This window comes from Ensifer adhaerens (assembly GCF_001270265.1).
In the GTDB taxonomy this organism is placed as follows: Bacteria; Pseudomonadota; Alphaproteobacteria; order Rhizobiales; family Rhizobiaceae; genus Ensifer; species Ensifer adhaerens_B.
The window spans coordinates 1-23,758 of sequence record NZ_LGAP01000003.1; the positions used below are offsets into that span (position 1 = coordinate 1).

Annotated in this window: 20 protein-coding genes, 1 pseudogene and 1 riboswitch; of the genes and pseudogenes, 10 read left to right on the forward strand and 11 right to left on the reverse strand. The window is 62.7% G+C overall.

The features are described 5' to 3' along the window. Positions 1-471 precede the first annotated feature (471 nt). The 5 genes from AC244_RS08745 to AC244_RS08765 form a co-directional block, all read right to left on the reverse strand. Positions 472-1,092, reverse strand: coding sequence for a thiamine phosphate synthase (locus AC244_RS08745; RefSeq protein ID WP_053248452.1), 621 nt, complete (start codon positions 1,090-1,092; stop codon positions 472-474). Further along, positions 1,089-1,862, reverse strand: coding sequence for a thiazole synthase (locus tag AC244_RS08750; RefSeq protein ID WP_053248453.1), 774 nt, complete (start codon positions 1,860-1,862; stop codon positions 1,089-1,091). Before AC244_RS08750 ends, AC244_RS08745 begins: the two co-directional genes overlap by 4 nt. Before the next feature lie 2 nt (positions 1,863-1,864). Further along, positions 1,865-2,062, reverse strand: coding sequence for a sulfur carrier protein ThiS (gene thiS / locus AC244_RS08755; protein WP_053248454.1), 198 nt, complete (start codon positions 2,060-2,062; stop codon positions 1,865-1,867). Then, positions 2,052-3,047 (reverse strand): glycine oxidase ThiO, encoded by a 996-nt coding sequence (gene thiO, locus AC244_RS08760; RefSeq protein WP_053248455.1) that lies wholly within the window; start codon positions 3,045-3,047, stop codon positions 2,052-2,054. Before thiO ends, thiS begins: the two co-directional genes overlap by 11 nt. 221 nt (positions 3,048-3,268) lie before the next feature. Further along, positions 3,269-3,400: riboswitch (TPP riboswitch) on the reverse strand. A 226-nt stretch (positions 3,401-3,626) separates the two neighbouring features. Further along, on the reverse strand, positions 3,627-3,896 hold the full coding sequence (locus AC244_RS08765) for a hypothetical protein (RefSeq protein ID WP_234716880.1): 270 nt from the start codon (positions 3,894-3,896) through the stop codon (positions 3,627-3,629). 55 nt (positions 3,897-3,951) lie between these two features. Here AC244_RS08765 and AC244_RS08770 point away from each other — a divergent pair, with 55 nt between their 5' ends. The 6 genes from AC244_RS08770 (at position 3,952) to AC244_RS08795 (ending at position 9,864) form a co-directional block, all read left to right on the forward strand. After that, positions 3,952-4,620, forward strand: a complete 669-nt coding sequence (locus AC244_RS08770; protein ID WP_053248457.1) for a GntR family transcriptional regulator — start codon at positions 3,952-3,954, stop codon at positions 4,618-4,620. A gap of 211 nt (positions 4,621-4,831) precedes the next feature. Beyond that, the gene (gene bioB / locus AC244_RS08775; protein ID WP_152975894.1) at positions 4,832-5,836 is read left to right on the forward strand and encodes a biotin synthase BioB; all 1,005 of its coding nucleotides are present in this window, start codon (positions 4,832-4,834) and stop codon (positions 5,834-5,836) included. Continuing rightward, a complete protein-coding gene (locus tag AC244_RS08780; RefSeq protein WP_053248458.1) occupies positions 5,833-6,978 on the forward strand; it encodes an 8-amino-7-oxononanoate synthase in 1,146 nt (381 codons plus the stop codon). Before bioB ends, AC244_RS08780 begins: the two co-directional genes overlap by 4 nt. Next, entirely contained in the window at positions 6,975-7,613 is a 639-nt protein-coding gene (gene bioD, locus AC244_RS08785) for a dethiobiotin synthase (protein WP_053248459.1), read from the forward strand. Before AC244_RS08780 ends, bioD begins: the two co-directional genes overlap by 4 nt. Beyond that, positions 7,610-8,878, forward strand: a complete 1,269-nt coding sequence (locus tag AC244_RS08790; RefSeq protein ID WP_053248460.1) for an adenosylmethionine--8-amino-7-oxononanoate transaminase — start codon at positions 7,610-7,612, stop codon at positions 8,876-8,878. Before bioD ends, AC244_RS08790 begins: the two co-directional genes overlap by 4 nt. Next, a complete protein-coding gene (locus tag AC244_RS08795; protein ID WP_053248461.1) occupies positions 8,875-9,864 on the forward strand; it encodes a beta-ketoacyl-ACP synthase III in 990 nt (329 codons plus the stop codon). Before AC244_RS08790 ends, AC244_RS08795 begins: the two co-directional genes overlap by 4 nt. Before the next feature lie 213 nt (positions 9,865-10,077). Here AC244_RS08795 and AC244_RS08800 read toward each other — a convergent pair whose 3' ends face one another. The 4 genes from AC244_RS08800 to AC244_RS08815 all read right to left on the reverse strand — a co-directional run bounded on the left by AC244_RS08800 (position 10,078) and on the right by AC244_RS08815 (position 15,388). After that, entirely contained in the window at positions 10,078-11,796 is a 1,719-nt protein-coding gene (locus AC244_RS08800; RefSeq protein WP_053248462.1) for a dipeptide ABC transporter ATP-binding protein, read from the reverse strand. A gap of 1 nt (position 11,797) precedes the next feature. Further along, positions 11,798-12,694, reverse strand: coding sequence for an ABC transporter permease (locus AC244_RS08805; protein ID WP_053248463.1), 897 nt, complete (start codon positions 12,692-12,694; stop codon positions 11,798-11,800). Continuing rightward, on the reverse strand, positions 12,694-13,659 hold the full coding sequence (locus AC244_RS08810; protein WP_053248464.1) for an ABC transporter permease: 966 nt from the start codon (positions 13,657-13,659) through the stop codon (positions 12,694-12,696). The genes AC244_RS08805 and AC244_RS08810 overlap by 1 nt, the downstream gene beginning before the upstream one ends. A 166-nt stretch (positions 13,660-13,825) precedes the next feature. Next, entirely contained in the window at positions 13,826-15,388 is a 1,563-nt protein-coding gene (locus AC244_RS08815; RefSeq protein WP_063934096.1) for an ABC transporter substrate-binding protein, read from the reverse strand. A gap of 176 nt (positions 15,389-15,564) precedes the next feature. Between AC244_RS08815 and AC244_RS08820 the strand changes: the two genes are divergently transcribed. The 4 genes and pseudogenes from AC244_RS08820 (at position 15,565) to AC244_RS08835 (ending at position 20,478) form a co-directional block, all read left to right on the forward strand. Continuing rightward, complete coding sequence (locus AC244_RS08820; RefSeq protein ID WP_053248466.1) at positions 15,565-16,932, forward strand: amidohydrolase family protein; 1,368 nt, start codon at positions 15,565-15,567, stop codon at positions 16,930-16,932. Between the two features lie 40 nt (positions 16,933-16,972). After that, on the forward strand, positions 16,973-18,166 hold the full coding sequence (locus AC244_RS08825) for an amidohydrolase (RefSeq protein ID WP_053248467.1): 1,194 nt from the start codon (positions 16,973-16,975) through the stop codon (positions 18,164-18,166). Then, positions 18,156-19,627: pseudogene (locus tag AC244_RS08830) on the forward strand (amidohydrolase family protein). Before AC244_RS08825 ends, AC244_RS08830 begins: the two are co-directional and overlap by 11 nt. Positions 19,628-19,701: 74 nt before the next feature. Continuing rightward, positions 19,702-20,478, forward strand: coding sequence for a GntR family transcriptional regulator (locus AC244_RS08835; RefSeq protein WP_414735891.1), 777 nt, complete (start codon positions 19,702-19,704; stop codon positions 20,476-20,478). 713 nt (positions 20,479-21,191) lie between these two features. Here AC244_RS08835 and AC244_RS08840 read toward each other — a convergent pair. Both AC244_RS08840 and AC244_RS08845 read right to left on the reverse strand, forming a co-directional pair. Next, positions 21,192-22,400 (reverse strand): cyanate transporter, encoded by a 1,209-nt coding sequence (locus AC244_RS08840; RefSeq protein ID WP_053248469.1) that lies wholly within the window; start codon positions 22,398-22,400, stop codon positions 21,192-21,194. A gap of 205 nt (positions 22,401-22,605) precedes the next feature. Next, on the reverse strand, positions 22,606-23,310 hold the full coding sequence (locus AC244_RS08845) for a GntR family transcriptional regulator (RefSeq protein ID WP_053248470.1): 705 nt from the start codon (positions 23,308-23,310) through the stop codon (positions 22,606-22,608). Between the last annotated feature and the right edge of the window lie 448 nt (positions 23,311-23,758).

Sequence of the window (23,758 nt, forward strand, 5' to 3'; positions counted from 1 at the left end):
GCCAGGCTCAAGGCCGCGGCCGAAAGCCACATGACCGGCCTGGCACAGTCGCCAGACGCCGTGCGAGCCTTCTTCCGCGACCCCCGATGCCGATACGCAGCCTAACTATCACCGTGCCGGATCAATAATTGCGTGGTCTTCCCAGTCCCCGCCTTTCAGACGGCTGCTCAAGATGAACCTCTTGGCAGGCGACCCTTTTAACCGGTCAAGCCGCGCGCGAACGGGCGCTGGCAGCTTCGCTGCCGTCGCCTGGGGCGCTCGTTGCTAGTGGCCGCCATACCTCGGCCTCCTTCGCCAATCCCGGATGGAAACCCCTGGGCAAAACGACCTGCGCCGAACTATGGAAGCACCGCGTTAGCCTCGCAGATCGCTTCCGACGTTGGGGATCTGCCTGTCGACCACATCCTGAGCAGGGCTTTAGAAGCTTCCTGGGCACCTACTTCGGACAAGGAGAAGGCCGGCTTTGCTTTGCTAAGACCCTGTCGGTCGTCGCCATCTTGAGGTTGCCGCGATCCATTGTCTTGTTCGACCCTCGGGATCCTGGCTACGTGTAATGTCGGTCACGACCGCGGCACAATCCGCGCCGTGTGAGAGAACGCCATCTATGCGCTCCACAGTCAGACCCCCAATTGCAATGAGAGGGGTCGGCCCGATTTTCTCCTTCCATGTGGCGAGGCGGGCAAGCCCCTGCGGCTCCCACTTCATCTCCTTGAGAACCGTCGGATAGACCGGTCCCAACGCGACATAGTCGGGCGCGACGGTGAGCGCCATGTCGAGTTCGGCCCCGTCATGCGTGCTGATGCCGAGCTTCAGTCCGGCCCCACGGATCGCGGCCACATCGGCTTGCGCCAAGTCTTCCTGACCGAGATGAACGAAATCGCAGCCCTCGTCGATCGCTATGCGCCAATGGTCGTTGACGACAAGTTGGCAACCGTGTCGGTCGCATATGGTCCTGGCGATGCGGATGTCGCTACGAACCTCGCTGTCAGGTCTTTCCTTGATGCGAAGCTGGACAAGCCTGACCCCGATTGGAACGAGGCGTTCGATCCACCCGGCGCTGTCGACAATGAGGTAGAAGGGGTCGAGCCTCATGAGAAGACCGCCTTTCCGATCACCGGGGTGGAGGGGACCGCCATGTCGCGCGGTTCGAGCATGCCGGCTTCAAAAGCCTGGCGACCAGCCTCGATCGCCTTGGCAAAACCCGATGCCATCATGGCAGGATTTCCCGCACCAGCCACCGCGGTATTCAGGAGCACCGCATCGAAACCGAGCTCCATCACGGTCGCTGCATGCGAAGGGCGGCCGATGCCGGCATCGACAATCAGCGGCACATCAGGGAAATGCGCGCGCATCGATCTCAAGGCGGACAGATTTTGCGGCCCCATGGCACTGCCGATCGGGGCACACCAGGGCATCAACACGCGGCAGCCAGCTTCCAGCAGGCGCTCGGCAACAACCAGATCATCGGTCGTATAGGGAAAGACCTCGAAGCCTTCGTTCGAAAGGACCCGTGCGGCTTCGACCAGCGCGAACACATCCGGCTGCAGCGTGTCGTGATTGCCGATCACCTCGAGCTTGATCCAGTTCGTCCCAAAAACCTCGCGCGCCATCTTGGCAGTCAGCACCGCCTCCTTGGTGGTGTGGCAGCCGGCGGTGTTCGGCAATATCTTCGTCCCGAGCTCTCGGATCAGTTCGAAAAACGCACCTCCCGCTCTGCCGCCGGCCGTTTCCCGTCGCAAGGAGACCGTGACGATTTGCGTCTGTGAAGCCCGCACGGCGTCCGAAAGCACGGCTGGCGCTGGATAGCCTGCTGTGCCCAGGAGCAGTCGGGAGGAGATTTCCGTGTCGTAGACGTGCAGCATGTTCAGCCGCCTTTCATCGGTGAGAGGATTTCGATGCGGTCATGGTCGCGCAGGCGCCAGCCATCACGGTCGGCCGCGTGAACGAGTTCGCCGTTAACGGCGGTCGCCAGCCAGCTCCCCTCATAGTCGAGCGCCGCCATCAGTTCGGCGAGCGTCGAGCAGGCGATCTCGTGTTCGTCGCCATTGACGTTAAGGTTCATCATGGAACTCCGATTGGTGGTTCGGGTTGAGCAGCCGTTCGGCAACGTCATGCGCAAGCGCTGGCGAGAGCAGGAAACCGTGTCGATACAGACCGTTCACGCAAAAGGTCGAGCCGCTTCTGGTGATTCTCGGCAGGTTGTCGGGATAGGCAGGGCGAACACCAGTCCCGGTCTCGGTGATCTCCGCCTCGCCGAAGGCCGGGTGTAGGGCATAGGCGGCGTTCAAGAGCTCCATCAGCGAGCGTGCAGCAATAGGGCCGCACGTTTCGCTCTCGATCATTGTTGCCCCGACCATGAAGAGACCCTGGCGACGTGGGACGACGTAGATGGAGTGTCGTGGATGCAGGAAGCGCACTGGGCGTGACAGTTGAATGTCGCCGGTACGCAGGTAGAGCATCTCGCCGCGCACGCCCCGCAGAGCGGCGTCATCCGGGAGCCTGGCACGGCCGGTGCAATCTATACGCCAACCGAAACGGTGGCTGATGGTGGCATCGGTCGCCTGGCCGAAGTGGAAACGCACCCCCATGGCCATCAATGTGTCACGGAGTGACGACAGCGCTTCTCTCGGGTCGAGATGCGCTTCTCTGGGGAAGTAGAGTGCACGCGAGAAACGGCCGGCAAGATCCGGTTCCAGTTCGGCTATCTGATCGGCGTCAAGCCATCTGTAGCCTGTGGTTCGCGTCGCGAAGCGATCGAGCTCGCGTGTGTCGCGCGCGGCGGCGACGACGAGTGTGCCCTCTTGCGCGACTTTGCCGGGCAGCGCCGCCTTCCACCACTCAATGGCTGTCGCACCGACGCGTTCGACTTTCTCGTCGGCACTCTCGCGCTCACACCAGGGCGCCAGCATGCCGCCGGCAAACCAGGATGCCCCTGCGCCAATCCCTTCGGATCGCTCGACGACGTCGACATCAATGCCGCGTCGTGCCAGCTCGTAGGCAGTGACAAGGCCGACGACACCCGCCCCTTTGATCAGTACCGGCCTCATTTGGCTGCCATTTGTGCAGTTGCTTGGTTGGCGCTGTCGCACCATTCACCCATGCGCCGGCGCGCTAACGTGCGTAAGTGTAGCCGCCTACCCACGGGGTTTCGATCGTGTACGGCATCTGCAAAATCCATTGGCTGGCTCCAACCTTCACGTTTGGAGACCCAGATCTTGGAGCTGGAAAGATAGAGACACGTCCACGCGACAAAAAGGAGCTGTCGCGACTGCCGTCGTTCCCACCGTCCCTACGCCAGCATGAACTGGATCAGGTTCAACGGGTCACTGCGCTGCGGTCGAAAGAGCCGATCCGCCCAGCAATATCTCAGCCCCTTGTCGGGACCCCCCTGGTGAATGAACCGAGTTGAACGACGATAGCCGCACTCTGTCAAGTGTTGGAGCAGAATGATGATTGAAAACGCCGCCGCAAGGGACAACGCTCAGGCCGCGTTCGGCCACATGAGATGCGCTGGTCGCGGAAACGTGCTCAAATCTTGCTCAATGTTCGGACCACAACCGATTACGCGCCAGTCGCATTGTCCACACACAGCCTTGCGCTCAGAGACGTTAGAGCATGGCGCATAGCTATGTCATTCGTCGAACGACCCAGAGCGACCGGCCCGCATGAGCGATTCCGGAGACGAGTCGCAGGCGAGGATCATCCTTGAGCCGCTCAGCCTCAGCCGCATCAATAGTCAGGACCATCTGATCGGTTTCGTTTGCGTTCGGCGTAATCCACCAGCGCCGATCCTCGCAGCAAAGCCCGGCTTCCGGATGCTCCTGGAGGTACTCAATCGCATATTCGGCGTTCACTTTTCGCGGTCCGGCGTCCTCGGGCATTTGTTTTTCCTCCATCTCACATTCCTTGAGCTGGCTCGACAACAAGGCTGCCGCAAATTATCTATAAAAAATGACCGCGATCAATGACGATACAGTTGCCAGCCGCATCAGCCGCATCCTTGCTGACCGGATCGTGACCGGCCAATTGGAGCCAGGCACGAAACTCCGGCAGGACCATATCGCCGAGGAATTTGGGGCGAGCCACGTGCCTGTGCGCGAGGCATTCCGCAGGCTGGAAGCGCAGGGTCTCGCCATTAGCGAACCGCGTCGTGGCGTGCGCGTCGCTTCATTCGATCTCAAGGAGCTTCGCGAGGTCGCGCAAATGCGCGCTGCGCTCGAAGTTCTGGCGCTGCGTCATGCGGCCCCGCACCTGACGCCGGCGATCCTCGATCTGGCTGAAGAGGCGACGGTCGCCGCGGACAATTCCCGCGATGTGCGCTCCTGGGAGGGGGCGAACCGGCGCTTTCACCGGCTGCTAGTGACGCCGTGCGGCATGCCACGTCTGCTTGCTGTGATCGACGATTTGCATGCTGTCAGCGCCCGCTTCCTGTTTGCGACCTGGCGGTCGGAATGGGAGGTGCGGACGGACCACGACCACCGAGCAATTCTCACCTTCCTTCGGCAAGGCGAGATCGAAAATGCAGCCGCGGCCCTGGAACGCCATGTCCAGTGGATCGGCCGGAAGCCGGTCAAAAACGCCTCCGGGTCCACTCGGGATGCCTTTGCTATCGTCGGCTGACGGTCGGCGCGCGGCACGCTGTTTTTTAAGGCTTTTTGGGGTCCCGGTTGGACGGCCGCGACTGCCAGTCAACCCCTTCTAATACCGCTGTGGTTGAATTCGCCTGCTGCCTCGCCCTTTAGTCGGTTGCGCCTCCGTCGACGGGAAAGAATTATAGATAATATTAGATTCTATCTATAATACCGACACAAGCAACGAGGGCGATCAACTTATGCTGGATGCAAACGTGCCGAACGAGGGAATTTCGGCCAACTCCCCGACCGCCGAAGAGGGCTCGAATCTCGCCGAGGCGAGAAAAATCTATAATCTTCCTTTCAACGACCTCCTCTTTCGCGCGCAAACCGTCCATCGCGCGCATTTCGATCCGAATGCCGTGCAGATGAGCCGGCTGCTGTCGATCAAGACCGGCGGTTGCGCGGAGGATTGCGGCTATTGCAGCCAGTCGGCGCACTATCCGACCGGGCTCAAGGCCTCGAAATTGATGGAAGTCGAAAGGGTTGTCGCGGAGGCCCGTAAAGCCAAGGCGGACGGCGCCACCCGCTACTGCATGGGTGCTGCCTGGCGCAGCCCGAAAGGACGCGACATGGAGGCGATCGTCGCCATGGTGCGCGGCGTCAAGGCGCTCGGCATGGAGACCTGCATGACGCTCGGCATGCTGACACCGGCGCAGACGGCGTCGCTCGCGGATGCTGGCCTCGACTACTACAATCACAATGTCGATACGTCCGAACGCTTCTACGGGGAGATCATCACCACCCGAACCTTTGCCGATCGTCTCGAAACGCTCGCCACTGTGCGCGAGGCCGGCATCAAAGTCTGCGCCGGTGGTATCCTGGGGATGGGCGAAACCGTCGACGACCGTATCTCCATGCTTGTGACGCTCGCCAATCTTCCTGTGGCCCCCGAAAGCGTGCCGATCAACATGCTGATCCCGATCCCTGGATCGAAGCTCGCCGATGCGCCACCGGTCGATCCGATCGATTTCGTCCGCACGATCGCGCTCGCCCGCATCCTGATGCCGCAGTCCCATGTCCGTCTTTCGGCCGGTCGCACGGACATGACCGACGAGATGCAAGCGCTCTGTTTCTTCGCCGGGGCTAATTCGATCTTCGTCGGCGAGACGCTTTTGACCGCCGTCAACCCCGGTGAGGATCACGATGCGGCGCTTTTCCGCCGCCTTGGACTGAAGCCGATGGAACTGGAGCCGGCCCAATGACCCCGGAGGCCCTCGGCCGCTACAAGAGGACGCTGGCGGGGCTTGACCGCAAGGGGCGTCGTCGGCAGCTCGTGGCCCAGGACGGCGTCGATTTCACCTCGAACGACTATCTCGCGCTTGCCAATTCACCGCGCCTGAAGGCGGCCGTCGCCGCCGCGATTGACTGCGGCGTGCCAGTCGGCGCCGGCGGATCGCGGCTGCTGCGCGGCAACCATGCGGAGCACGAGGCGCTGGAGACCGAAGCGGCCGAATTCTTCGGCACGGAGCGGGTGCTCTATTTCGGCAGCGGCTATGCCGCTAATGCCGCGCTGTTCTCCACCCTGCCGCAGCGCGACGACATCATCATTCACGATGCACTGATCCACGCGAGCGCCCACGAGGGCATTGCGGCGAGCAAGGCGCAGGCGCTGGCCGTCAGGCACAACGACGTCGACGCCTTCGCAAACGCACTCCGGCAGTGGCGCAGCGCCGGCGGAACGGGGCATCCGTGGATTGCGGTCGAAAGCCTCTATTCGATGGACGGTGACCGGGCGCCTCTGGCGGAACTCGCCGAACTCGCAGATCGCCATGACGGCTTTCTCGTGATCGATGAGGCGCACGCGACTGGTGTTTTCGGTCGCGGCGGCCGCGGCTTTTCGGCTGAACTAGAAAGTCGGGAGAATGTCGTCGTGCTGCATACCTGCGGCAAGGCTCTCGGGTCTTCCGGTGCCCTGCTCGGCGTGAACCGGGTGCTTTGCGACTATCTCGTCAACCGCGCGCGCGGCTTCATCTACTCGACTGCGCCATCGCCGCTTATGGCCGTCGCCGTCCGGGAGGCACTGAGAATGCTGGCGGACGAACCGCAGCGCCGGGCGGATTTCGAAGAGCTGCGCACCTTTGCCAATGAGGCGCTTGCCGCAACGCTCGGTGTTGCGGGGAGTGGATCGCAGATCTTGCCGGTGATGATCGGCGATAACAGCCGTGCTGTCAGGATCGCGGCGCGCATGCGCGCGGAAGGTTTCGATATCCGGGCGATCCGTCCACCGACCGTTCCCGAAGGCACCGCGCGCCTAAGGCTCGCGATCACGCTCAACGTCGAGAGGCCGACGATTTCGTCCATGCTTGAGCGGCTCAAGATCGCGATCGCGGAGGAGCGGCCATGATGCCCCGCTTCGTGGTTACCGGCACGGATACGGGTGTCGGCAAGACTGTCTTCGCCGCAGCACTCACCGATGCGCTTGCGGGCTGCTACTGGAAGCCGGTGCAGTCCGGTCTCGACGGTGAAACGGACAGCGAAACGGTGCGGCGGCTCGGCCGAATACCGCCCGGTCGCATCCTGCCGGAGGGCTACAGGCTAACGACGCCCGTCTCGCCGCATCTATCCGCCAGGATCGATGGCGTCTCCGTCCTGCCGGAGGTCCTTTCGCCGCCCCAGTTGAGCCTGCCGCTCGTCATCGAAGGGGCAGGCGGCCTGCTGGTGCCGCTGACGGAACGGACGGTGTTTGCCGATCTCTTCGCGCACTGGCAGCTTCCCGTCATTCTATGCGCGCGTACCGGGCTTGGGACGATCAATCACACGCTGCTGTCGATCGAAGCGCTTCGTCACCGCTCCATCCCGATCCTTGGCGTCGCCTTCATCGGCGACGCACAGGCCGACACCGAGAACATCATCGCCAAGCTCGGGCGTGTCCGCTCGCTGGGCCGGCTGCCGCCGCTCGATCCGCTGACGCCGGACGGTCTGAGACAAGCGTTTCGCGACCGTTTCGATATCGATTGTTTCAGTGAGGCGCTGGCATGAAACGCTCCCCGGTCTGGCATCCCTTCACCCAGCACGCACTGGAGCCGGCGATGAAGCGCATCGCAAGGACGGAAGGTGCCCATCTCATCGGCGAGGACGGTTCGCGGATTGTCGACGCGATCTCGTCCTGGTGGGTCATCACCCACGGGCACCGGCACCCGGCGATCATGGAGGCGATCCGCGACGCCTCGGAAACCTATGACCAGGTCATCTTCGCCGAATATACCCATGAGCCGGCGGAGGAGCTTGCGAAGGGCCTGATCGAGATCGCGCCGTCCGGACTTGAACATGTATTTTATTCCGACAGCGGCTCGACCGCAGTGGAGGTCGCGCTGAAAATGGCGCTTGGCTTTTTCCACAATGCCGGAGCGCCACGCGGCCGCATCTGCGTCATGGAAAACGGTTACCACGGCGACACGATCGGCACGATGTCGGCCGGAGAGCGCGGCGTCTTCAATGCCGCTTATCAGCCGCTTCTCTTTGCCGTCGACCGGCTGCCGTTTCCGGAAGCCGGCGGCGAACAGGAGACGCTCGACGCGTTCGAGGCGTGCTGCGTCTCCGGTCAGGTGGCTGCATTGCTGATCGAGCCGCTGGTTCTCGGCGCCGGCGGAATGAAAATGTACCCGGCTCGTGTTCTCGGCGAGTTGAAACGGATTGCCGAACGCCATGGCAGCCTGCTGATCGCCGACGAGGTGATGACCGGATGGGGTCGGGCGGGCACTCTCTTTGCCTGCGAGCAGGCGGCAATAGTACCCGATATTCTCTGCACGTCGAAAGGATTGACGGGGGGCGCCCTGCCGCTGGCGGCGACCCTTTGCACGGCCGAAATCTTCGATGCCCATCTTTCTGAGGACCGCCGCAAGACGTTCTTCCATTCGAGCTCCTATACGGCTAACCCGATCGCCTGTGCGGCGGCGGTCGCCAACCTTGCGATCTGGAAGACGGAGCCGGTGCGCGAGCGTATTGGCGCGCTCGCCGAGAAACAGCAGGAACGATTGGCGCGCTTTGCCGCCGATCCCCGGTTCCGCAATGTCCGCCAGGCAGGCACCATCGCCGCGCTCGATCTCGATGTTCCGGCGCGCGGCTATCTGTCGGATGCCGGCCCAAGGTTGAGGGCCTTCTTCCGCGAGCGCAAGCTGCTGATCCGCCCGCTCGGCAATGTCATTTATCTGATGCCGCCCTATTGCGTGACGGATGCCGATCTCGATCGGGCATACGACGCGATCGATGAAGCGGCATCGGTCATTACGGCGGGGCAACTATGACCGTCGTCCGCTCCTCTCGCCTTGCCGGCTTCGGCCATGCCGTGCCGACGCGGCGCGTCGAAAATGCCGAGATTGAAATGAAACTCGGTCTGGAGCCGGGTTGGATCGAGCGCCGGACCGGTATTCGGGCGCGACACTGGGTCGAGGCGGGGGATACGCTCACAGGTCTTGCAGCGCGAGCGGGCGAGGCTGCGCTTAAGGATGCGGCCGTAGCCCGGGGCGACATAGCCCTGACCTTGCTCGCGACCTCGACGCCGGATCCCTTGCTGCCGCCTTCGGCGCCGCTGCTTGCGCATCGGCTCGGCCTCCCCAATTCCGGCGCGCTCGACCTCGCCGGTGCCTGCTCGGGCTTCCTTTACGCACTGACGCTCGCCGACGGCTTTGTTCGTGCGCAGGGAAAACCCGTGCTCGTTGTCGCCGCCAATATCCTCAGCCGTCGGATCAACCCGGCGGAGAGGGCGAGTGCCGTGCTCTTTGCCGATGCGGCCGGCGCGATCGTGCTCGCGCCCTCTGATGACCCCGAAAAAGGCCTGCTCGGGGTCGATCTCGCCTCCGACGGTAGCCGCTACGATCTGATCTCGATCGCCGCCGGCGGCAGCAACCGGCCCTTCGCGCCAAGCATGGCGACGGAAGATTTCCTGATGACGATGCGCGATGGGCGCGAGATGTTTACGCAGGCAGTAGCGATGATGACATCTTGCGGCAGCCGGGCGCTCGCGCAGGCCGGGCTTGGGGCCATGGATGTTGACCGCTTTGTACCGCATCAAGCGAACGCGCGTATTTTCGATGCCGTCTCAGGCAATCTGGGCATCGGCCCGCAGAGAACCGTGCGAACGATCGAGGACTATGGCAATTCTTCCGCCGCGACCATCGCGCTTTCCCTGTCGATTGCGCATCAGGAAAAACCGTTCGTTTCGGGGGAAAGGCTGCTGTTGACCGCTGCCGGAGCAGGGCTGACGGGGGGAGCGGTCGTTCTTGGCCTTTGAGGCGGGGCATGCCGCGCGAGATTGGAATAGCAGCAACCGATGGGAAAGTATGTTGGCGCCGCAATTCAGTTTGCCGCATTCTCAGTGCGCGCTGCTCATTGGCAACCGACCCGTCGGCGATGATCCGCCGTTCGGAGTCGATTGCGATGACGGTGGCGTTCTTGACGAGGATATCGGCCTTGGACGTGCGGTCTCCGTTCGATCATCAGGCGATCATCCCAAGGCGCTCTGCCGCGAAAGGATGCGGTCGAGCGAGGGCGCAAGCCGCAGCAACTCCTTGGTGTAATCGTGCTTCGGCGCGGTGAACAGTGCTTCGGTATCGGCAAGCTCGACGATCTCGCCTGCCTTCATCACCGCGATGCGGTCGCACATCTGGCGGATCACCGCGAGGTCGTGGCTAATGAACAGCATGGAGAGGCCGGCAAGGTCGCGCAGGTCTTTTAAGAGGTTGAGGAGCTGCGCCTGCACCGAGACATCGAGCGCCGAGGTCGGCTCGTCGCAGATGAGTAGCGACGGACGCGGCCCGAGCGCGCGTGCAATGGCGATGCGCTGGCGCTGGCCGCCGGAAAAGGCGTGCGAGAAGCGCGCACCGGCATCCGCCGGAAGGCCGACCGCTTCGAGTAGCGTCTTCGCATCCTGCCGGGCCTCTTCGGCATTGGAGGCGAGCTTGTAGAACAAGATCGGCTCGGCGATGGCGGCATTGATACGCAGGCGCGGGTTGAGAGCCGAATAGGGATCCTGGAACACCATCTGCAAGGACTGGCGGATCGACTTTTCGCGCCGTGCGCCAAGCGTCGTGCCAAGAAAGTCGATCGTACCCGAACTCTGGGTGACGAGGCCGGCAATGGTGTTGGCGACAGTTGTCTTGCCGCAGCCGGATTCACCGACGAGACCGAAGATCTCGCCGCGCCGGACGTCGAAGGAGACGCCCTTGACCGCCTTGAAGACGGAGGCTTTGCGACCGGGGAAGAGGGAATGGCCGCCATATTCCACCGCAAGATCGCGCACGGAGAGTACGGCGTCGTCGCGGCTGCCGGTTTCGCTCTTCGTGCTCTTCCGGCGCACGGCGGCGCGGGCCTCGAGCGTCCCCTGTGTTTCCTCGCTCGGCACCGGCAGGCGCTCGAGCCGGGTTTCGATCGGCGGCACGGCGGCGATCAGCGTGCGGGCATAGGCGGCCTTCGGGGCCGTCAGCACCTCGCGCGCGGAGCCGCTTTCGACGACCGAGCCGTTCTGCATGATGGTGACGCGATCGGCGATCTCGGCGACGACGCCCATATTGTGGGTGACGAGCAGCACGCCGACGCCCCGCTCGTCCGCCAGATCGCGGATGAGTTTGAGGATCTGTGCCTGCACCGAGACGTCGAGCGCCGTCGTCGGCTCGTCCGCGACGATGAGCTTCGGGCCGCAGGCAAGCGCGGTGGCGATGACGACGCGCTGACGCTGGCCGCCGGAAAGCTGGTGCGGATAGCTACCGAGGCGGCGTTCCGGCTCGGGAATGCCGACGGCCCTCATCAGGTCCAGCGCCCGCGCCTTCGCCTCCTTCGAAGAAAGTTTCAGATGCGCGAGCATGCCTTCGCAGAGCTGGCTTTCCACCGTGAACAGCGGGTTGAGGCTCGTCATCGGGTCCTGGAAAATCGCGCCGACATCGCGGCCGGGGACGATGCCCTCGGTGCGGCCGGTGCGCAGGTCGACCGGCTTGCCGGCAATGGTGATGGAGCCGGAGACGATCTTGCCGGGGGCCTGCAACAGGCCCATCAGCGCATTGCCGACCGTGGTCTTGCCAGCGCCGGATTCACCGACGAGGGCGTGGATCTCGCCGGGCCGGATCAGAAGATCGGTGTCTTTGACGGCTGTCAGCGTGTGGCCATTGGCCAGCGGATACTCGACGCGGAGGTTGCGGATGTCGAGGACGGGGGTCGTGGTGTCGGTCATCTCAACGGGCCATCAGTTTGGGGTTGAAGCGGTCGCGCAGGTAGTCGCCGATCACGTTGACGGCGAGCACGAGGATGACCAGCACTGCCGCCGGCATCACGGCGATCCACCAGAGGCCGGAGAACAGGAACTGGTTGCCGATGCGGATCAGCGTGCCAAGCGAAGGATAGGTCGGCGGCATGCCGGCGCCGAGAAAGGAGAGTGTCGCCTCCGTCAGGATCGCACCGGCAAGGTTGATGGTGGCGATGACCATGACCGAACTCATGACGTTCGGCAGGATGTGGCGGCCCATGATCCGGCCGGACGGCAGGCCGATCACCTTGGCGGCACGCACATAGTCGCGCGCGACCTCCACCATGGTCGAGGCGCGTACTGTGCGGGCATATTGCACCCATTCGTTGATAGCGATGGAAAAGATCAGCACGAGCGGCGCCCAGGTGAGCATCGTATCGGCACTGAGCTGCGCCCGCGCGATGCCGCTGATGAGTAGCGCAACGAGGATCGTCGGGAAACTGACGAGCACATCGGCGATGCGCATCACGATGCCGTCGACCATGCCGCCGAAGAAGCCGGCTATGAGGCCCAGCACCACCCCCAGCGTGGCGGCGAAAAGCACCGCGCCAAGGCCGATGACGACGGAGATCCTGAGGCCGAACAGGATGACCGAGACGAGGTCGCGACCCTGGTTGTCGGTGCCGAGCAGGAAGCGCGGATCGCCGCCCTCCATGAAGGCCGGTGGGATTTCCATGTCGATCAGCGAATAGGAAGAGACGTCGCGCGGGTCCATCGGCGCGATCAGCGGGGCGAAGAGGACGAGGATCAGCATGATGAAGAGCACCAGGCCGGCGATCATCACGGAAACCGGCGGAAGCCGGTGCATCAGGGATTGCGTAGCCATTATCGTGTCCTCAGGCGCGGATCGATGAAGGTGTAGAGAATGTCGGCGATCATGTTGATCATGACGAAGAGGAAGCCGACGAAGAGCAGGTAGGCGGCAAGCACCGGCACGTCGGGATAACCGACGGCATTGGTGAAGAGCAGGCCCATGCCCGGCCACTGGAACACCGTCTCGGTGACGATGGCAAAGGCAATGAGCTGGCCGATCTGGAGGCCCGTGACGGTGACGACCGGCATCAGCGCGTTGCGCAGCGCGAGCCGCCGGTAGATATAGGCTCGCGGAAGGCCACGGGCGAAGGCGAAGCGGATATAGTCCGACGACAGCACGTCGATCATCTCCGAGCGCACCAGCCGCATGATCAGCGTGAGCTGGAAGAGCGCCAGCGTGATCGACGGCAGGATCAACGATTTCAGGCCCGAAAGACTGAGGAAACCCGTCTGCCAGAGGCCGAGATCGACGAGGTCGCCGCGCCCGGAGGACGGCAGCCAGCGAAGATTCACAGCAAAGATGAGGATCAGAAGCAGGCCCGTGACGAAGGTGGGCATGGAAATGCCGACGAGCGTCGTGGCCTGCGTGAGCCGGGAGAGGAAGGAATTCGGCTTCAGCGCGCAGAGCACGCCGAGCGGAATACCAACGGCAAGCGCCAGCACGGTCGCGACGACCACAAGCTCCAGCGTGGCGGGAAGACGGCTGAGCAGCAGGCTGGTCACGGGTTGCTGGTAGCGAAAACTTGTACCGAGATCGCCGGTCAGCACCTGGCCGACGAAATTGCCGAACTGCACCAGGACTGGCCTGTCGAGGCCGAGCGCCACACGCAGCGCGTCTTTTTCCGCCTGGGTTGCACCCTCGCGCACCATGGAGGCGACGGGATCGCCGACGAAACGGAACATGACGAAGGCAATGGCCGCCACGGCAAGCATTACGAGGACGGCCTGGAGCAACCTGACCGAGAGAAGTCTGATCATCGGATAGTCCTTGCGCGGGAGCGATCGAGCCCGAATGGGGCGGAAAACCGGCCGCTTCGCTCCGCGTCCTCCGCGCCGTCATCGGCCTGCGGAGGGATAGAGCCGGTTTTGCGATGCGATCCCGGCCGGCTTTCACCGGCCGGGATCGTTCCTCGGGAGAAAGCCGTTACTGCTGGATCTGCGCGAACCAGGGGCGAACGTATTCGTCGGGGAACTGCGGCATGTCGACCTTGTCGCTCATCGCCCAGGCAACCGGCTGCTGGTGGAGCGGCAGGTAGAGCACCTGGTCATGGGTGATGCGGAAGGCCTGCTTCAGCAGGTCGACGCGCTTGGCCTCGTCGAGTTCCACGGCAGCGGCATGGGCCAGCTTGTCGATCTCGGGATTGGAAAGCCCGTCGGCATTGCTACCGCCGAAAACGCCGTCATTGGTCGCCAGCAGCGCCTGCAGTGGGCTGAAGCCATCCATCGGTGGCAGGGAGGCCCAGCCGAGAAGATAGCTGTCGAACTCGCCCTTGTCGGTCCGCGGGAAATAGGTCGTCTTGCTCTCGACGCTGAGCTCCGCCTGGACGCCGACCTTCGCCCACATGGAGGCAACCGCAAGGCATATCTGTTCGTCGGCGATGTAGCGGTCGTTCGGGCAACCTAGCCCCGTCTTAAAGCCATCTGGATAGCCGGCTTCGGCCAGCAGTGCCTTGGCCTTGTCGAGGTCATAGGGCAGCGGCACGTCGATGGATTCGCCGTGGCCGGTCACCGCCGGTGCGACGAGCATGGCGGCCGTGCGTGACTTGCCGCGCATCAGCCGCTTCTGGATCGTGTCGGCGTCGATGGCGTGCCACAGGGCCTGACGCACCCGCACGTCGAGCAGCGGGTTGGGCTTGCCGGGGGCCGCATGAAGCTCCGGCCGGTAACTGAAGACGAGGAAGATCGTGCGCAACGACGGGTTCTCGACGACCTTCAGCCCCTCGGTGGCGGCGATGCGATCGACATCCTGCAGCGGTACGGGGGCGATCATGTCGACTTCACCGGAAAGCAGCGACGCGACGCGAGTGGCGTCCGAGGCAATCGGCCGGAATTCGACTTCGTCCAGATTGTGCTGCGGCTTGTCCCACCAGTCCTTGTTCACCTCGAAGACCGAGCGGGAATCCGGCTCGTAGCTCTTCAGCTTGAAGGCACCGGTGCCATTGGCATGGTTGCTCGCGTAAGTGACAACGCCGGTCGAGGCATTGCCCGGCTTCAGCGCGTCGTGCTCCTCCATCCAGGGCTTGCTCATCATGTAGATGGCGGCGAGGTCGTTGAGGAGCAGCGGATAGGGGCCGCGCAGTATGAGGTCGACGGTGTATTCGTCCACCTTCTCGGCACCGGTGACGGTGGCGAGGTTTTCGCGGTTGCGCGCGCCGGGGTCGATCTGGCGTTGGATGGTGGCGACCACGTCGTCAGCATTGAACGGCTGGCCCTCATGGAACTTGACGCCCTGGCGCAGCTTGAAGCGCCAGCGGGTCGGCTCGATCACTTCCCAGGATGTGGCGAGCGCCGGCTCGAGCACGAGGTCCTTGTTACGGCGCACCAGCGGGTCGAACACCATGTGATGGACGCTCTGGGTGAAGCTGTCCACTTGCGCGTTGGGGTCGTACGAAATGACGTCGCCGGCCGAGGACCAGCGCAGCGTGTTCGCAAGCGAAGGCGTTGCCAGCGGCACCATGACGGCAAGCCCCGCCAAAAGGGTCTTCATGTAGGTCTTCACAGGGTTCTCCCACGGTTGGTATACATATTATCGTATTTTTTGCATACCGTTTGTTCCAAGAATTACTGTACATGTGTGGTACACAAGATCAAGATAGCTGGGTCGCTTTTTGCGTCGGTATGCGTAAAAAGAGCCGCTTGGGTATACCGGAGGGGGAGATTTCGATGGCCAAGAACCTACTGATTGAAAACGCTGTGATCGTCACGATGGGCGAGAACCGGCGCATTCACGACAAAGGGCATGTGCTGGTCGAAGACGGCCGGATCGTTGCTGTCGGCGACGGTGCGCTTGCGGCACGCCCGGACGTGGAGCGTATCGACGCTTCGGGCATGGTCGTCATGCCCGGCCTCATCGATACGCATGCTCACGCCGGACACATGCTGACGAAGGGGCTGGGCGACAATTCCGAGGAGTGGATGACCGTGACGGGCCGCATCTATGCTGAGGCGACCGATCCCGAATTCTGGGCGGCGGAAGCGGCCTTGTCCGCCTGCGAACGCATAAAATGCGGCACGACCACCGCTGCTCTCCTGTTTGGCGGCGGGCCCGACATCATGCGGACCGAAGTGCCGGAAGCCGCCGAGGCGCATCTGGCTGCCATCGCCGACATGGGCGTGCGCGAGGTGCTTGCCGTCGGTCCCAACCGGCCCACTGCCAATCATGTATACCGCAATTACACCCAAAGTTCGCATACCGAAGTCGCAGTTTCGCCGGAATCGCAACTCGCCGTCTGCGCCGAACTGATCGACACTTGGGCGGGACGGCACGATCGCCTGCGGCTTGCCATTTCCCTTCCAGTGTTCGACGCGCGCGAACTGGAGAACGAAAGCGTATACGATCTGTCGTGCAAAACGCGCGATCTGGCGTGGGAGAAGGGCGTGCCCTTGGTTCAGGACGGGCATCGCGACGGCTCCCTCGCCGCCAATGACGCGCGGCTCGGCCTCTTCGACCAAAGCTCGCTTCTCGCCCATTGCATCGATCTGACCGATGAAGATGTGGCGGTACTGAAGCGCACCGGCGCAAAGGTCGCCCACAATCCGAGCGCCTTGATGTCGGTTTCAGGCCGTTGCCCCGCGACCGAGTTGATGGAAGCCGGCGTGACCGTATCGCTCGGAACGGATGCCGCCGCGCCCGATCGATCCTTCGACATGTTCCGCAACATGTTTCAGGCGCACCGCTATCATGCGCGGCATTTCCGCGACGACAGCGTCTTGCCGCCGATGCAGCTTCTGGAAATGGCGACCATCGAGGGCGCACGCGCATTGTCGATGGAAAACGAAATCGGCTCGCTGGAGGCGGGTAAGCGCGCCGACATCATTCTCGTCAACATGCGCCAGCCGCACCTCTGGCCGCCGGTGCATCCGCTGCAGAGGCTGGCGCGCCTCGCCAATGGCGCCGACGTGGACACAACCATCGTCGGCGGCCGTGTCCTCATGCGCTCGCGCACGCTTGTCGGTCACGACGAGGGGGCGATTCTGGATCGCGCCGAGCGCGCCTTCCGCATGATGATGAAGCGGACGCAGCTAGCATAGTGCCGCACCGACGATGACAAGAAGCAGCGAGAGGTAGAAAATGGCCGCAGATATTCTCATTCGTGACGTCAGGCCGTTCGGCGGTGAGCTGGCCGACCTTTACATCCGCGATGGTCGTTTTGCGCGACTCCAGAGCGACGCGGCGCTGGAGATCGACGGCAAAGGTCGGATCGCCCTGCCGGGTCTCGTCGAGGCGCACACGCATCTGGACAAGACACTGGTCGGCATGGGCTGGTTCGAGAACCGCGTCGGGCCGACGCGCAACGACCGGATTCTGGCTGACCGGCAAGCCAAGCGGGAACTCGGCATCGATGCACGTAGGCAATCGTTCCGCCAGATCATGCAGACGCTGGCCTTCGGCGTCCTGCATATCCGCAGCCACGTCGACGTGGATACCGAAATCGGCATTGCCAATATCGAGGGTGTCGTTGAAACCCGCAACGCCCTGCGAGATCTGGTCGACGTGCAGATCGTCGCCTTTCCGCAAAGCGGCATGTTGGTACGCGACGGCACGCTGGCGCTGATGGAGGAGGCGCTGAAGGCGGGCGCGGATATCGTCGGCGGTATCGACCCCGCCAGCATCGAGCGCGACCCGGTGCGCCATCTCGATGCGATTTTCGCGCTGGCGGATCGCTATGGCAAACCAATCGACATTCACCTGCATGAAGGGGGAGAGCTGGGCGCTTTCTGCCTCGAACTGATCCTGGAGCGGACCCGCGCCTTGTCCTTGCAAGGGCGCGTCATGGTCAGCCATGCCTATTGCCTCGGAATGCTGGAGCCATCCCGCCAGCGGTCGTTGATCGAGGCGCTCGCGGCCGAAAGGATCGCGGTGATGACGGTTGGCAGTCCTTCTGCGCCCGCCTTGCCGCTGCGGCTGATGCGCCAGTGCGGACTCATTGTCGCCTCCGGTTCCGATGGAATTCAGGGAACATGGGAGCCATGGGGCAATGGCGACATGCTGGAACGGGCGAAATATCTGGCGCAGCGTAATGGCATGGCCAACGATGCCGATCTGGAAGAGACCGCGCGCGTCTGTACCTTTGGCGGCGCGGAAGGCATCGGGCTTGCGGATTACGGCCTTTCCGAAGGCTCTTGCGGCGATCTCGTGCTGGTTCCCGCGCGCACACTTGCGGAAGCTGTCGCGCTGACCCCGCAGAAGCGGACCGTCATTCGCCGCGGGCGCATCCTCGTCCACGACGGTGTACCAGCCGGAGGCCTGCCACATGTCGACTAGCGCCAGCACAGAGCAGGGCGTGGGACCGACGCTGCTAACCGCGCGTTGGGTCGTCGGTCATCGCGACGGCCGTCATGTCCTCTACGAAAACGGCGAGGTCGTCTTCGAGAACGATCGCATTCTGTTTGTCGGCCATCGCTATGACGGCCCAGTCACGCGCCGGGTCGACTACGGTGTGGCTCTCATCGGCCCGGGCTTCGTCGATCTCGACGCGTTGTCCGATCTCGACACGGGCGTCCTCGGCCTCGACCACCAGCCGGGCTGGAAGAAGGGGCGGGTATGGCCGCGCGACTACGTCGAAGCCGGCCCAGTCGAAATGCTGAGCCGCGAGGAGTTGGCGTTTCAGAAGCGATATGCGTTCGCGCAACTGATCCGCAACGGCATCACCACGGCGCTTCCCATCGCCTCCCTGTTTTATCGCGCCTGGCACGAAACGCCGGACGAATTCGCATCGGCGGCCGAGAGCGCCGCCGATCTTGGGCTGCGCGTCTATCTCGGGCCGGCCTTCCGCGCCGGTCATCGGTCGTGGAGGCAAATGGCACGCTCGTCCCCGAGATCGATGGGCAACGCGGCGCGCGAGGGTTGGAAGAGGCGGTCGCCTTTTGCGCGGCCCATGAACATTCCTATGGCGGTCTGGTGCGAACGATGCTCTGCCCGGATCGCGTCGAGTTCTGGACCGCCGACTTGCTGAAAAGGACCGCCGACGCGGCGCGGGATCTGGACGTTCCGGTGCGGTTGCACTGCTGCCAGTCGGAATTCGAGGTCGATACCATTCGACGCCGCTTCGGCACGTCATCCGCGCGCTGGCTTGACGATATCGGCTTTCTCTTCGAGAGAGCCTTGCTGCCGCATGGAACGCATGCCGATCGTCAGGATCTTGAGATTATCGCCGATTCCGGCGCGACGGTGGTGCATTGTCCGTTGGTGATGGCCAGACACGGGGCGGCGCTCAATCATTTCTCCGGGCTTCGCCGGCGGGGTCTGCGCATCGGCATGGGCACAGACACCTGGCCGCCGGATATGATCCTCAACATGCAGATAGGGCTGATGCTCGGCCGCGTGATGGCGGCCGACATGGAAGCGCTGAAATCGGCCGATCTCTACGATGCGGCGACGCTCGGTGGCGCTGATGCGCTAGGCCGTGCCGATCTCGGGCGTCTGCAGCCTGGCGCGACTGCGGATATCGTCATATTCGACCTTTCGCACGATCGCCTTGGACAGGTGATCGATCCCATCGCCTGTCTGATGACCTCGGCGAGCGGCCGGGATGTCCACTCGGTGATCATCGCCGGGCGAACCGTCATGGCCAACCGCACCATTCCCGGTTTCGACTTCGAGGCGGCCCATCTGCGTGCGCAGGCCCAGCTCGAGCGGCTTATCGGACGCTACCCGGAGAGAACGTGGCGGCATCCTACGGTCAAGGACATCTTCCCGCCGAGCTATGAGGCGTTCAAGCCGTGAAGACGTCGCGAGAGTTGTCCGCGGAGATTGAGATGAAGCGGCCCGACTTTACCGGCTTGCCGATGCGGTGATAGTTGTTTGCGGTTCGTGGCTCGGCAGCCGCTTTTCGACCGTATGCTTGGATTTGGTTCAGGACGATCATGACACCCAAAGACAAAAATCAGAAATCCGCGATATCCAAGTCAGACGCTGTCTATCGCACCTTGAAGCGCGCCATCCTCGACCAGGCGCTGGCCGCGGGAACGAAGCTCCCGGAAGATTCGATCGGAGAACGGCTCGGCGTCAGCCGCACCATCGTCCGGCAGGCTCTGGCCCGACTGAATGGCGAAGGCTTGATCGAACTGCGCCCGCGCAAGGGCGCCTGTGTCGCACAGCCCAGCTTGGAAGATGGGCGCAATATTTTCGCCGTGAGACGGGCATTGGAATCACTGGTGGTCGACAGCCTGATCGGCAAACTGACGCCACAGCAGATCCGGCAGTTGAAGACGCATGTCGAAGCGGAAGACAACGCGAGAGTCAATAATAAGGCAACTTCGATCCAGCTTGCGGGAGAGTTTCATGTCCTTCTCGCAACGCTGACTGAAAACGACGTGCTGTCGCGCTATGTGACAGAGCTCGTTTCGCGTTCATCCCTCATCCTGTCACTTTATGGCCGGCCACATTCACCGGATTGTGCCGTGTCGGAGCACCGTGAACTGATCGCCGCTCTCGCTGAAAACGACCGGGAAAAAGCCTGCGCCCTGATGGAGCATCACATCGACGCCATCACAACGCGCGCATTGCTGACGAAGGATTCGGAGAAGGACTTTCCGGATCTTCTTGCCGCTTACGCCAAGGAGGAGGGGCTGTGACGGTTTCGCCTGATCTTCGGCTACAAGGAGGCGCCGGCTGATTGCCGAACCGGCCGTCCCGGGCCGCGCGGAGAGCGGGCCCAGGACGGGTAGGGCATGTTGGGCGTGTCCCGCTTAGTCCTTCGGCGAGATGTCTCGCTTGAACCACTTTGTCGCGAGACGCGATAGCGTCCCGTCGGTGATCGCCGCGTTGATCGCGTCGTCGAATCGGCGCAGCTTGCACGGTTTCAGGGGGGGCGGGCAACGGTATTCGAAGTCGGCTTATCTGCGGCGCGGAGACTTCTCGCCTGGCATAGAGGTCAGGGGCGCGCCGAATTCACCAAGTCATACGCTATTTTGCGCCCCAAGTGTGTCCGCAGAGTGCATTCCATTTTGCGCTATATTTGCATACAATATAGTCTCAATGGTGCAGTTGAGCTGGCCACGGCAACCGTCGAGACGTCCTCACGTGAGCCATCGTGCGTTCCGTGCCGGCCGCAACGGCGAGCCGGGCCGGACTATGGCGTGTGCGGCTCGCCCGTCGCTCAAATAGAAGTCCAAGCTTGACGAAGGCGGGAGCCGAGACCACGGGGCTGGCATTTGGGCGTCACTTCTTTGACCGTTCAGTTCCGGCACACGGCTACTGATCTATGGGATCGGCCGCGTGCCGCCGCCGCAGGACGTCATCGCCGTCGCGACCTTGGTCGTGGTGTTCTTCTCGAGGCAGTATGACGTCAAGCCGGCTTTAATTCGCCGTCTGGAAACGACATGGCGCGCGTGTAGCCTTTTGGCGACAGCTGCGTCGTCAGCACCATGACGATTGCGATGCTCACCAGATGCCACCCCCACCCAGCCACGTAGGCTCCTGTCACGTCGTGCAGCACCGCAACGAGCCATGGCGGTATTGCCGCAATCAGAAAGCCACCGCCCTGCATCAGCGCCGACAAGGTGCCCGCTTGCTCGGGAGCGGGTAGATGATCGAGAGCCACAACCATCGACAGCGCGAAGCAGCCACCCAATCCTGCGCCAAGGAGCACGGCCCAAACCGTCGGGACTGCATCCGGGGCGAACGCCAGGCCGGCAAACCCCGCTGTCTGCATCACCAGGGTTGCCCAGAGCCAGGGTCGCCGGTCTTCGCCCTTGCTCGCGAGTATTGGCAGCACGAGCGCGGCCATGGCCTGGCATAGCGCCAGCACGGCCAGCAAGCCGCCGCTTTCAGGCCCGCTCCAACCTCGCTCCTGGTAAGAGGGCGCCAGCCAAGCAACGATCGAGGAATAGCCGCTATTGACGAGACCGAAGCAGGTCATCAGCAACCATGTCCGCGGCCGCTTCAGGAAGATCCGTGCTGGGGGCCTGCGCGATTGCGAGCGAATGTCGGCAGGCAAGAAGCAAAGCGCCAACACGGCGGCGATCAAGGCGGGCGCAGCCAGCCAGGCAAGCCCGACATGCCAGTTTCCCGCTTTGGCGGCGATGATCGGAGATAGTTGCGCCCCGAGAGCGCCGCCCCCCATCAACATCGAGGAGTAGAGGCCCATCATAGCGCCAACATGTTTGGGAAACTGCCGCTTGATGGTGCCCGGAAGAACGGCCTGCACAATCGCAACGCCGAAGCCGATAGTTGCCGCCGTAGCGATCATCGCCCAGCCGGTCGAGGCAAACAGGCGCAGGAAACAGCCGCCGCACAGGAGAGCAAGCGCCCCGATCACCGATCTGCGCGCGCCAAATGCGCCTTGCAGGGACGGCCCGATGAAACCGACAAGTCCCATCAAGAGCATCGGCACAAGCGTCAAGAGAGCCATGCCCTGCAAGCTGAGGCCGGTTTCCGCGCGCACTGATGTCGCCAGCGTTCCCACACTCGTGATGAATGGTCGCAAGTTTAGGCCAACGAATGCCACGCCAGCGATAAGCGGGAAACACGCTGCTGATGACCGGTTTCGTAGCATATGCTTACACCTTAAACTCGCTCTTGTGTTTTCAGTCGCAGTTGAGGATCCGTCCGCGATCCTCGCCGAACCGGCACTTGCTCGATCGTTATGGGTTAGTCGGGAAAGTGCTTCGCGCGATCCGCATAGAGTGCAGCCGTCATTCGGCGTAGGACAGCTCGCCTATTGCGCAGTCGACGATGGTGCCGACCTTAGCATCCGTGTCCTATGCAAGGCCTTCGGCAGCGGCATAGCTGGCAAGCACGTCCTTGATGTTCATGCTGTCTTCCTTGGGAAGCAGCGCCCGTGTCGTTATCGAATCGAGGTGATGTGCCATGAGGGCAGCTGCCTCTTCGGTTTTCCCGGCGATCAGCTTGTCGAGTAGGTCTCGATGTTCCGATACGGCGCATTCCGAAGAATGCGGTCTGCCGTAGAGGGCAAGGATCAGCGAGCTCCGCGCGACCAACTCATCCACATAGCGAATAAGACTGGTGTTGTCTGTCATCTGCGCGAGCATCGTATGGAACTCGCCAGCCAGGCGGATTGATGTCGCATGAGCCGTTCTAGCGGCCTCCTCGGCTGCAATATGAGCAGAAAGCGCCTCAATCTGTTCTGGCTTCAATTTGCCAGAAAGCGTTTCCACGACGAGGCGCTCCAGCGCCATGCGCGTCAGAAAGAGATTCCTGCCCTCTTCGAGGGTTGGCCGGGCGACGGTCGCGCCCCTGTTCGGGCGCAGGTCGACCAATCCCTCTTCGCTCAAGCGAACCAGCGCCTGGTGGACAAGGGTTCTACTAACGCCCAGGCGCTCGCCGATCGAGTCTTCCGGTAATTTTGACCCGGGCGACAGCGCCTGGTCGAGGATTGCTCGCTTCAGGGCGCGATGAACGGCCTGAGCGCGGCCACCGCCCGCATCGCTCGCTTTCTTTGCCATTTCGACCTCTCCAATGTTCCACGATTTTTACTTCGAATTGCATACAAAGTGGCCGCATGTCCAGCCATTTGGTGCGTCAGAGCAATCTCGCAATCAGTAATCTGGGGCCCGTCGAGCCGGTCCTTGCGATCAGGAACATTTGCGTTTGGTGAAGGAAGGCGCTTTACGAAGCAATAAATGCATGCGAAAAGTCAGAAAAATTGCATACAATGATAGAACCAAAAACTGGGACGGTTGCATGCTTGCATTCATCGCAAAGAGAACGCTCAGCATGTTTCCCGCGATCGTCGTCGTCTGCGCCGGCCTTCGCGCATGTCACCTGGTGCGGCGCCTGGTGTCACCCCGTACCTCTACGAGGATGGGGTCGGTGCTGACGTCGAGGGGGTTCGAATCGTTGAGCGGAGACGAAGCCGTGTTTGGCATCAAGTGAGTGGACGCAGGGGGATGA

Bases quoted from the DNA above. Each gene is read 5' to 3' on its own strand.
- AC244_RS08745 (WP_053248452.1), bottom strand. From the start codon at position 1,092: ATGAGGCTCGACCCCTTCTACCTCATTGTCGACAGCGCCGGGTGGATC.
- AC244_RS08750 (WP_053248453.1), bottom strand. From the start codon at position 1,862: ATGCTGCACGTCTACGACACGGAAATCTCCTCCCGACTGCTCCTGGGC.
- thiS (WP_053248454.1), bottom strand. From the start codon at position 2,062: ATGAACCTTAACGTCAATGGCGACGAACACGAGATCGCCTGCTCGACG.
- thiO (WP_053248455.1), bottom strand. From the start codon at position 3,047: ATGAGGCCGGTACTGATCAAAGGGGCGGGTGTCGTCGGCCTTGTCACT.
- AC244_RS08765 (WP_234716880.1), bottom strand. From the start codon at position 3,896: ATGGAGGAAAAACAAATGCCCGAGGACGCCGGACCGCGAAAAGTGAAC.
- AC244_RS08770 (WP_053248457.1), top strand. From the start codon at position 3,952: ATGACCGCGATCAATGACGATACAGTTGCCAGCCGCATCAGCCGCATC.
- bioB (WP_152975894.1), top strand. From the start codon at position 4,832: ATGCTGGATGCAAACGTGCCGAACGAGGGAATTTCGGCCAACTCCCCG.
- AC244_RS08780 (WP_053248458.1), top strand. From the start codon at position 5,833: ATGACCCCGGAGGCCCTCGGCCGCTACAAGAGGACGCTGGCGGGGCTT.
- bioD (WP_053248459.1), top strand. From the start codon at position 6,975: ATGATGCCCCGCTTCGTGGTTACCGGCACGGATACGGGTGTCGGCAAG.
- AC244_RS08790 (WP_053248460.1), top strand. From the start codon at position 7,610: ATGAAACGCTCCCCGGTCTGGCATCCCTTCACCCAGCACGCACTGGAG.
- AC244_RS08795 (WP_053248461.1), top strand. From the start codon at position 8,875: ATGACCGTCGTCCGCTCCTCTCGCCTTGCCGGCTTCGGCCATGCCGTG.
- AC244_RS08800 (WP_053248462.1), bottom strand. From the start codon at position 11,796: ATGACCGACACCACGACCCCCGTCCTCGACATCCGCAACCTCCGCGTC.
- AC244_RS08805 (WP_053248463.1), bottom strand. From the start codon at position 12,694: ATGGCTACGCAATCCCTGATGCACCGGCTTCCGCCGGTTTCCGTGATG.
- AC244_RS08810 (WP_053248464.1), bottom strand. From the start codon at position 13,659: ATGATCAGACTTCTCTCGGTCAGGTTGCTCCAGGCCGTCCTCGTAATG.
- AC244_RS08815 (WP_063934096.1), bottom strand. From the start codon at position 15,388: ATGAAGACCCTTTTGGCGGGGCTTGCCGTCATGGTGCCGCTGGCAACG.
- AC244_RS08820 (WP_053248466.1), top strand. From the start codon at position 15,565: ATGGCCAAGAACCTACTGATTGAAAACGCTGTGATCGTCACGATGGGC.
- AC244_RS08825 (WP_053248467.1), top strand. From the start codon at position 16,973: ATGGCCGCAGATATTCTCATTCGTGACGTCAGGCCGTTCGGCGGTGAG.
- AC244_RS08840 (WP_053248469.1), bottom strand. From the start codon at position 22,400: ATGCTACGAAACCGGTCATCAGCAGCGTGTTTCCCGCTTATCGCTGGC.
- AC244_RS08845 (WP_053248470.1), bottom strand. From the start codon at position 23,310: ATGGCAAAGAAAGCGAGCGATGCGGGCGGTGGCCGCGCTCAGGCCGTT.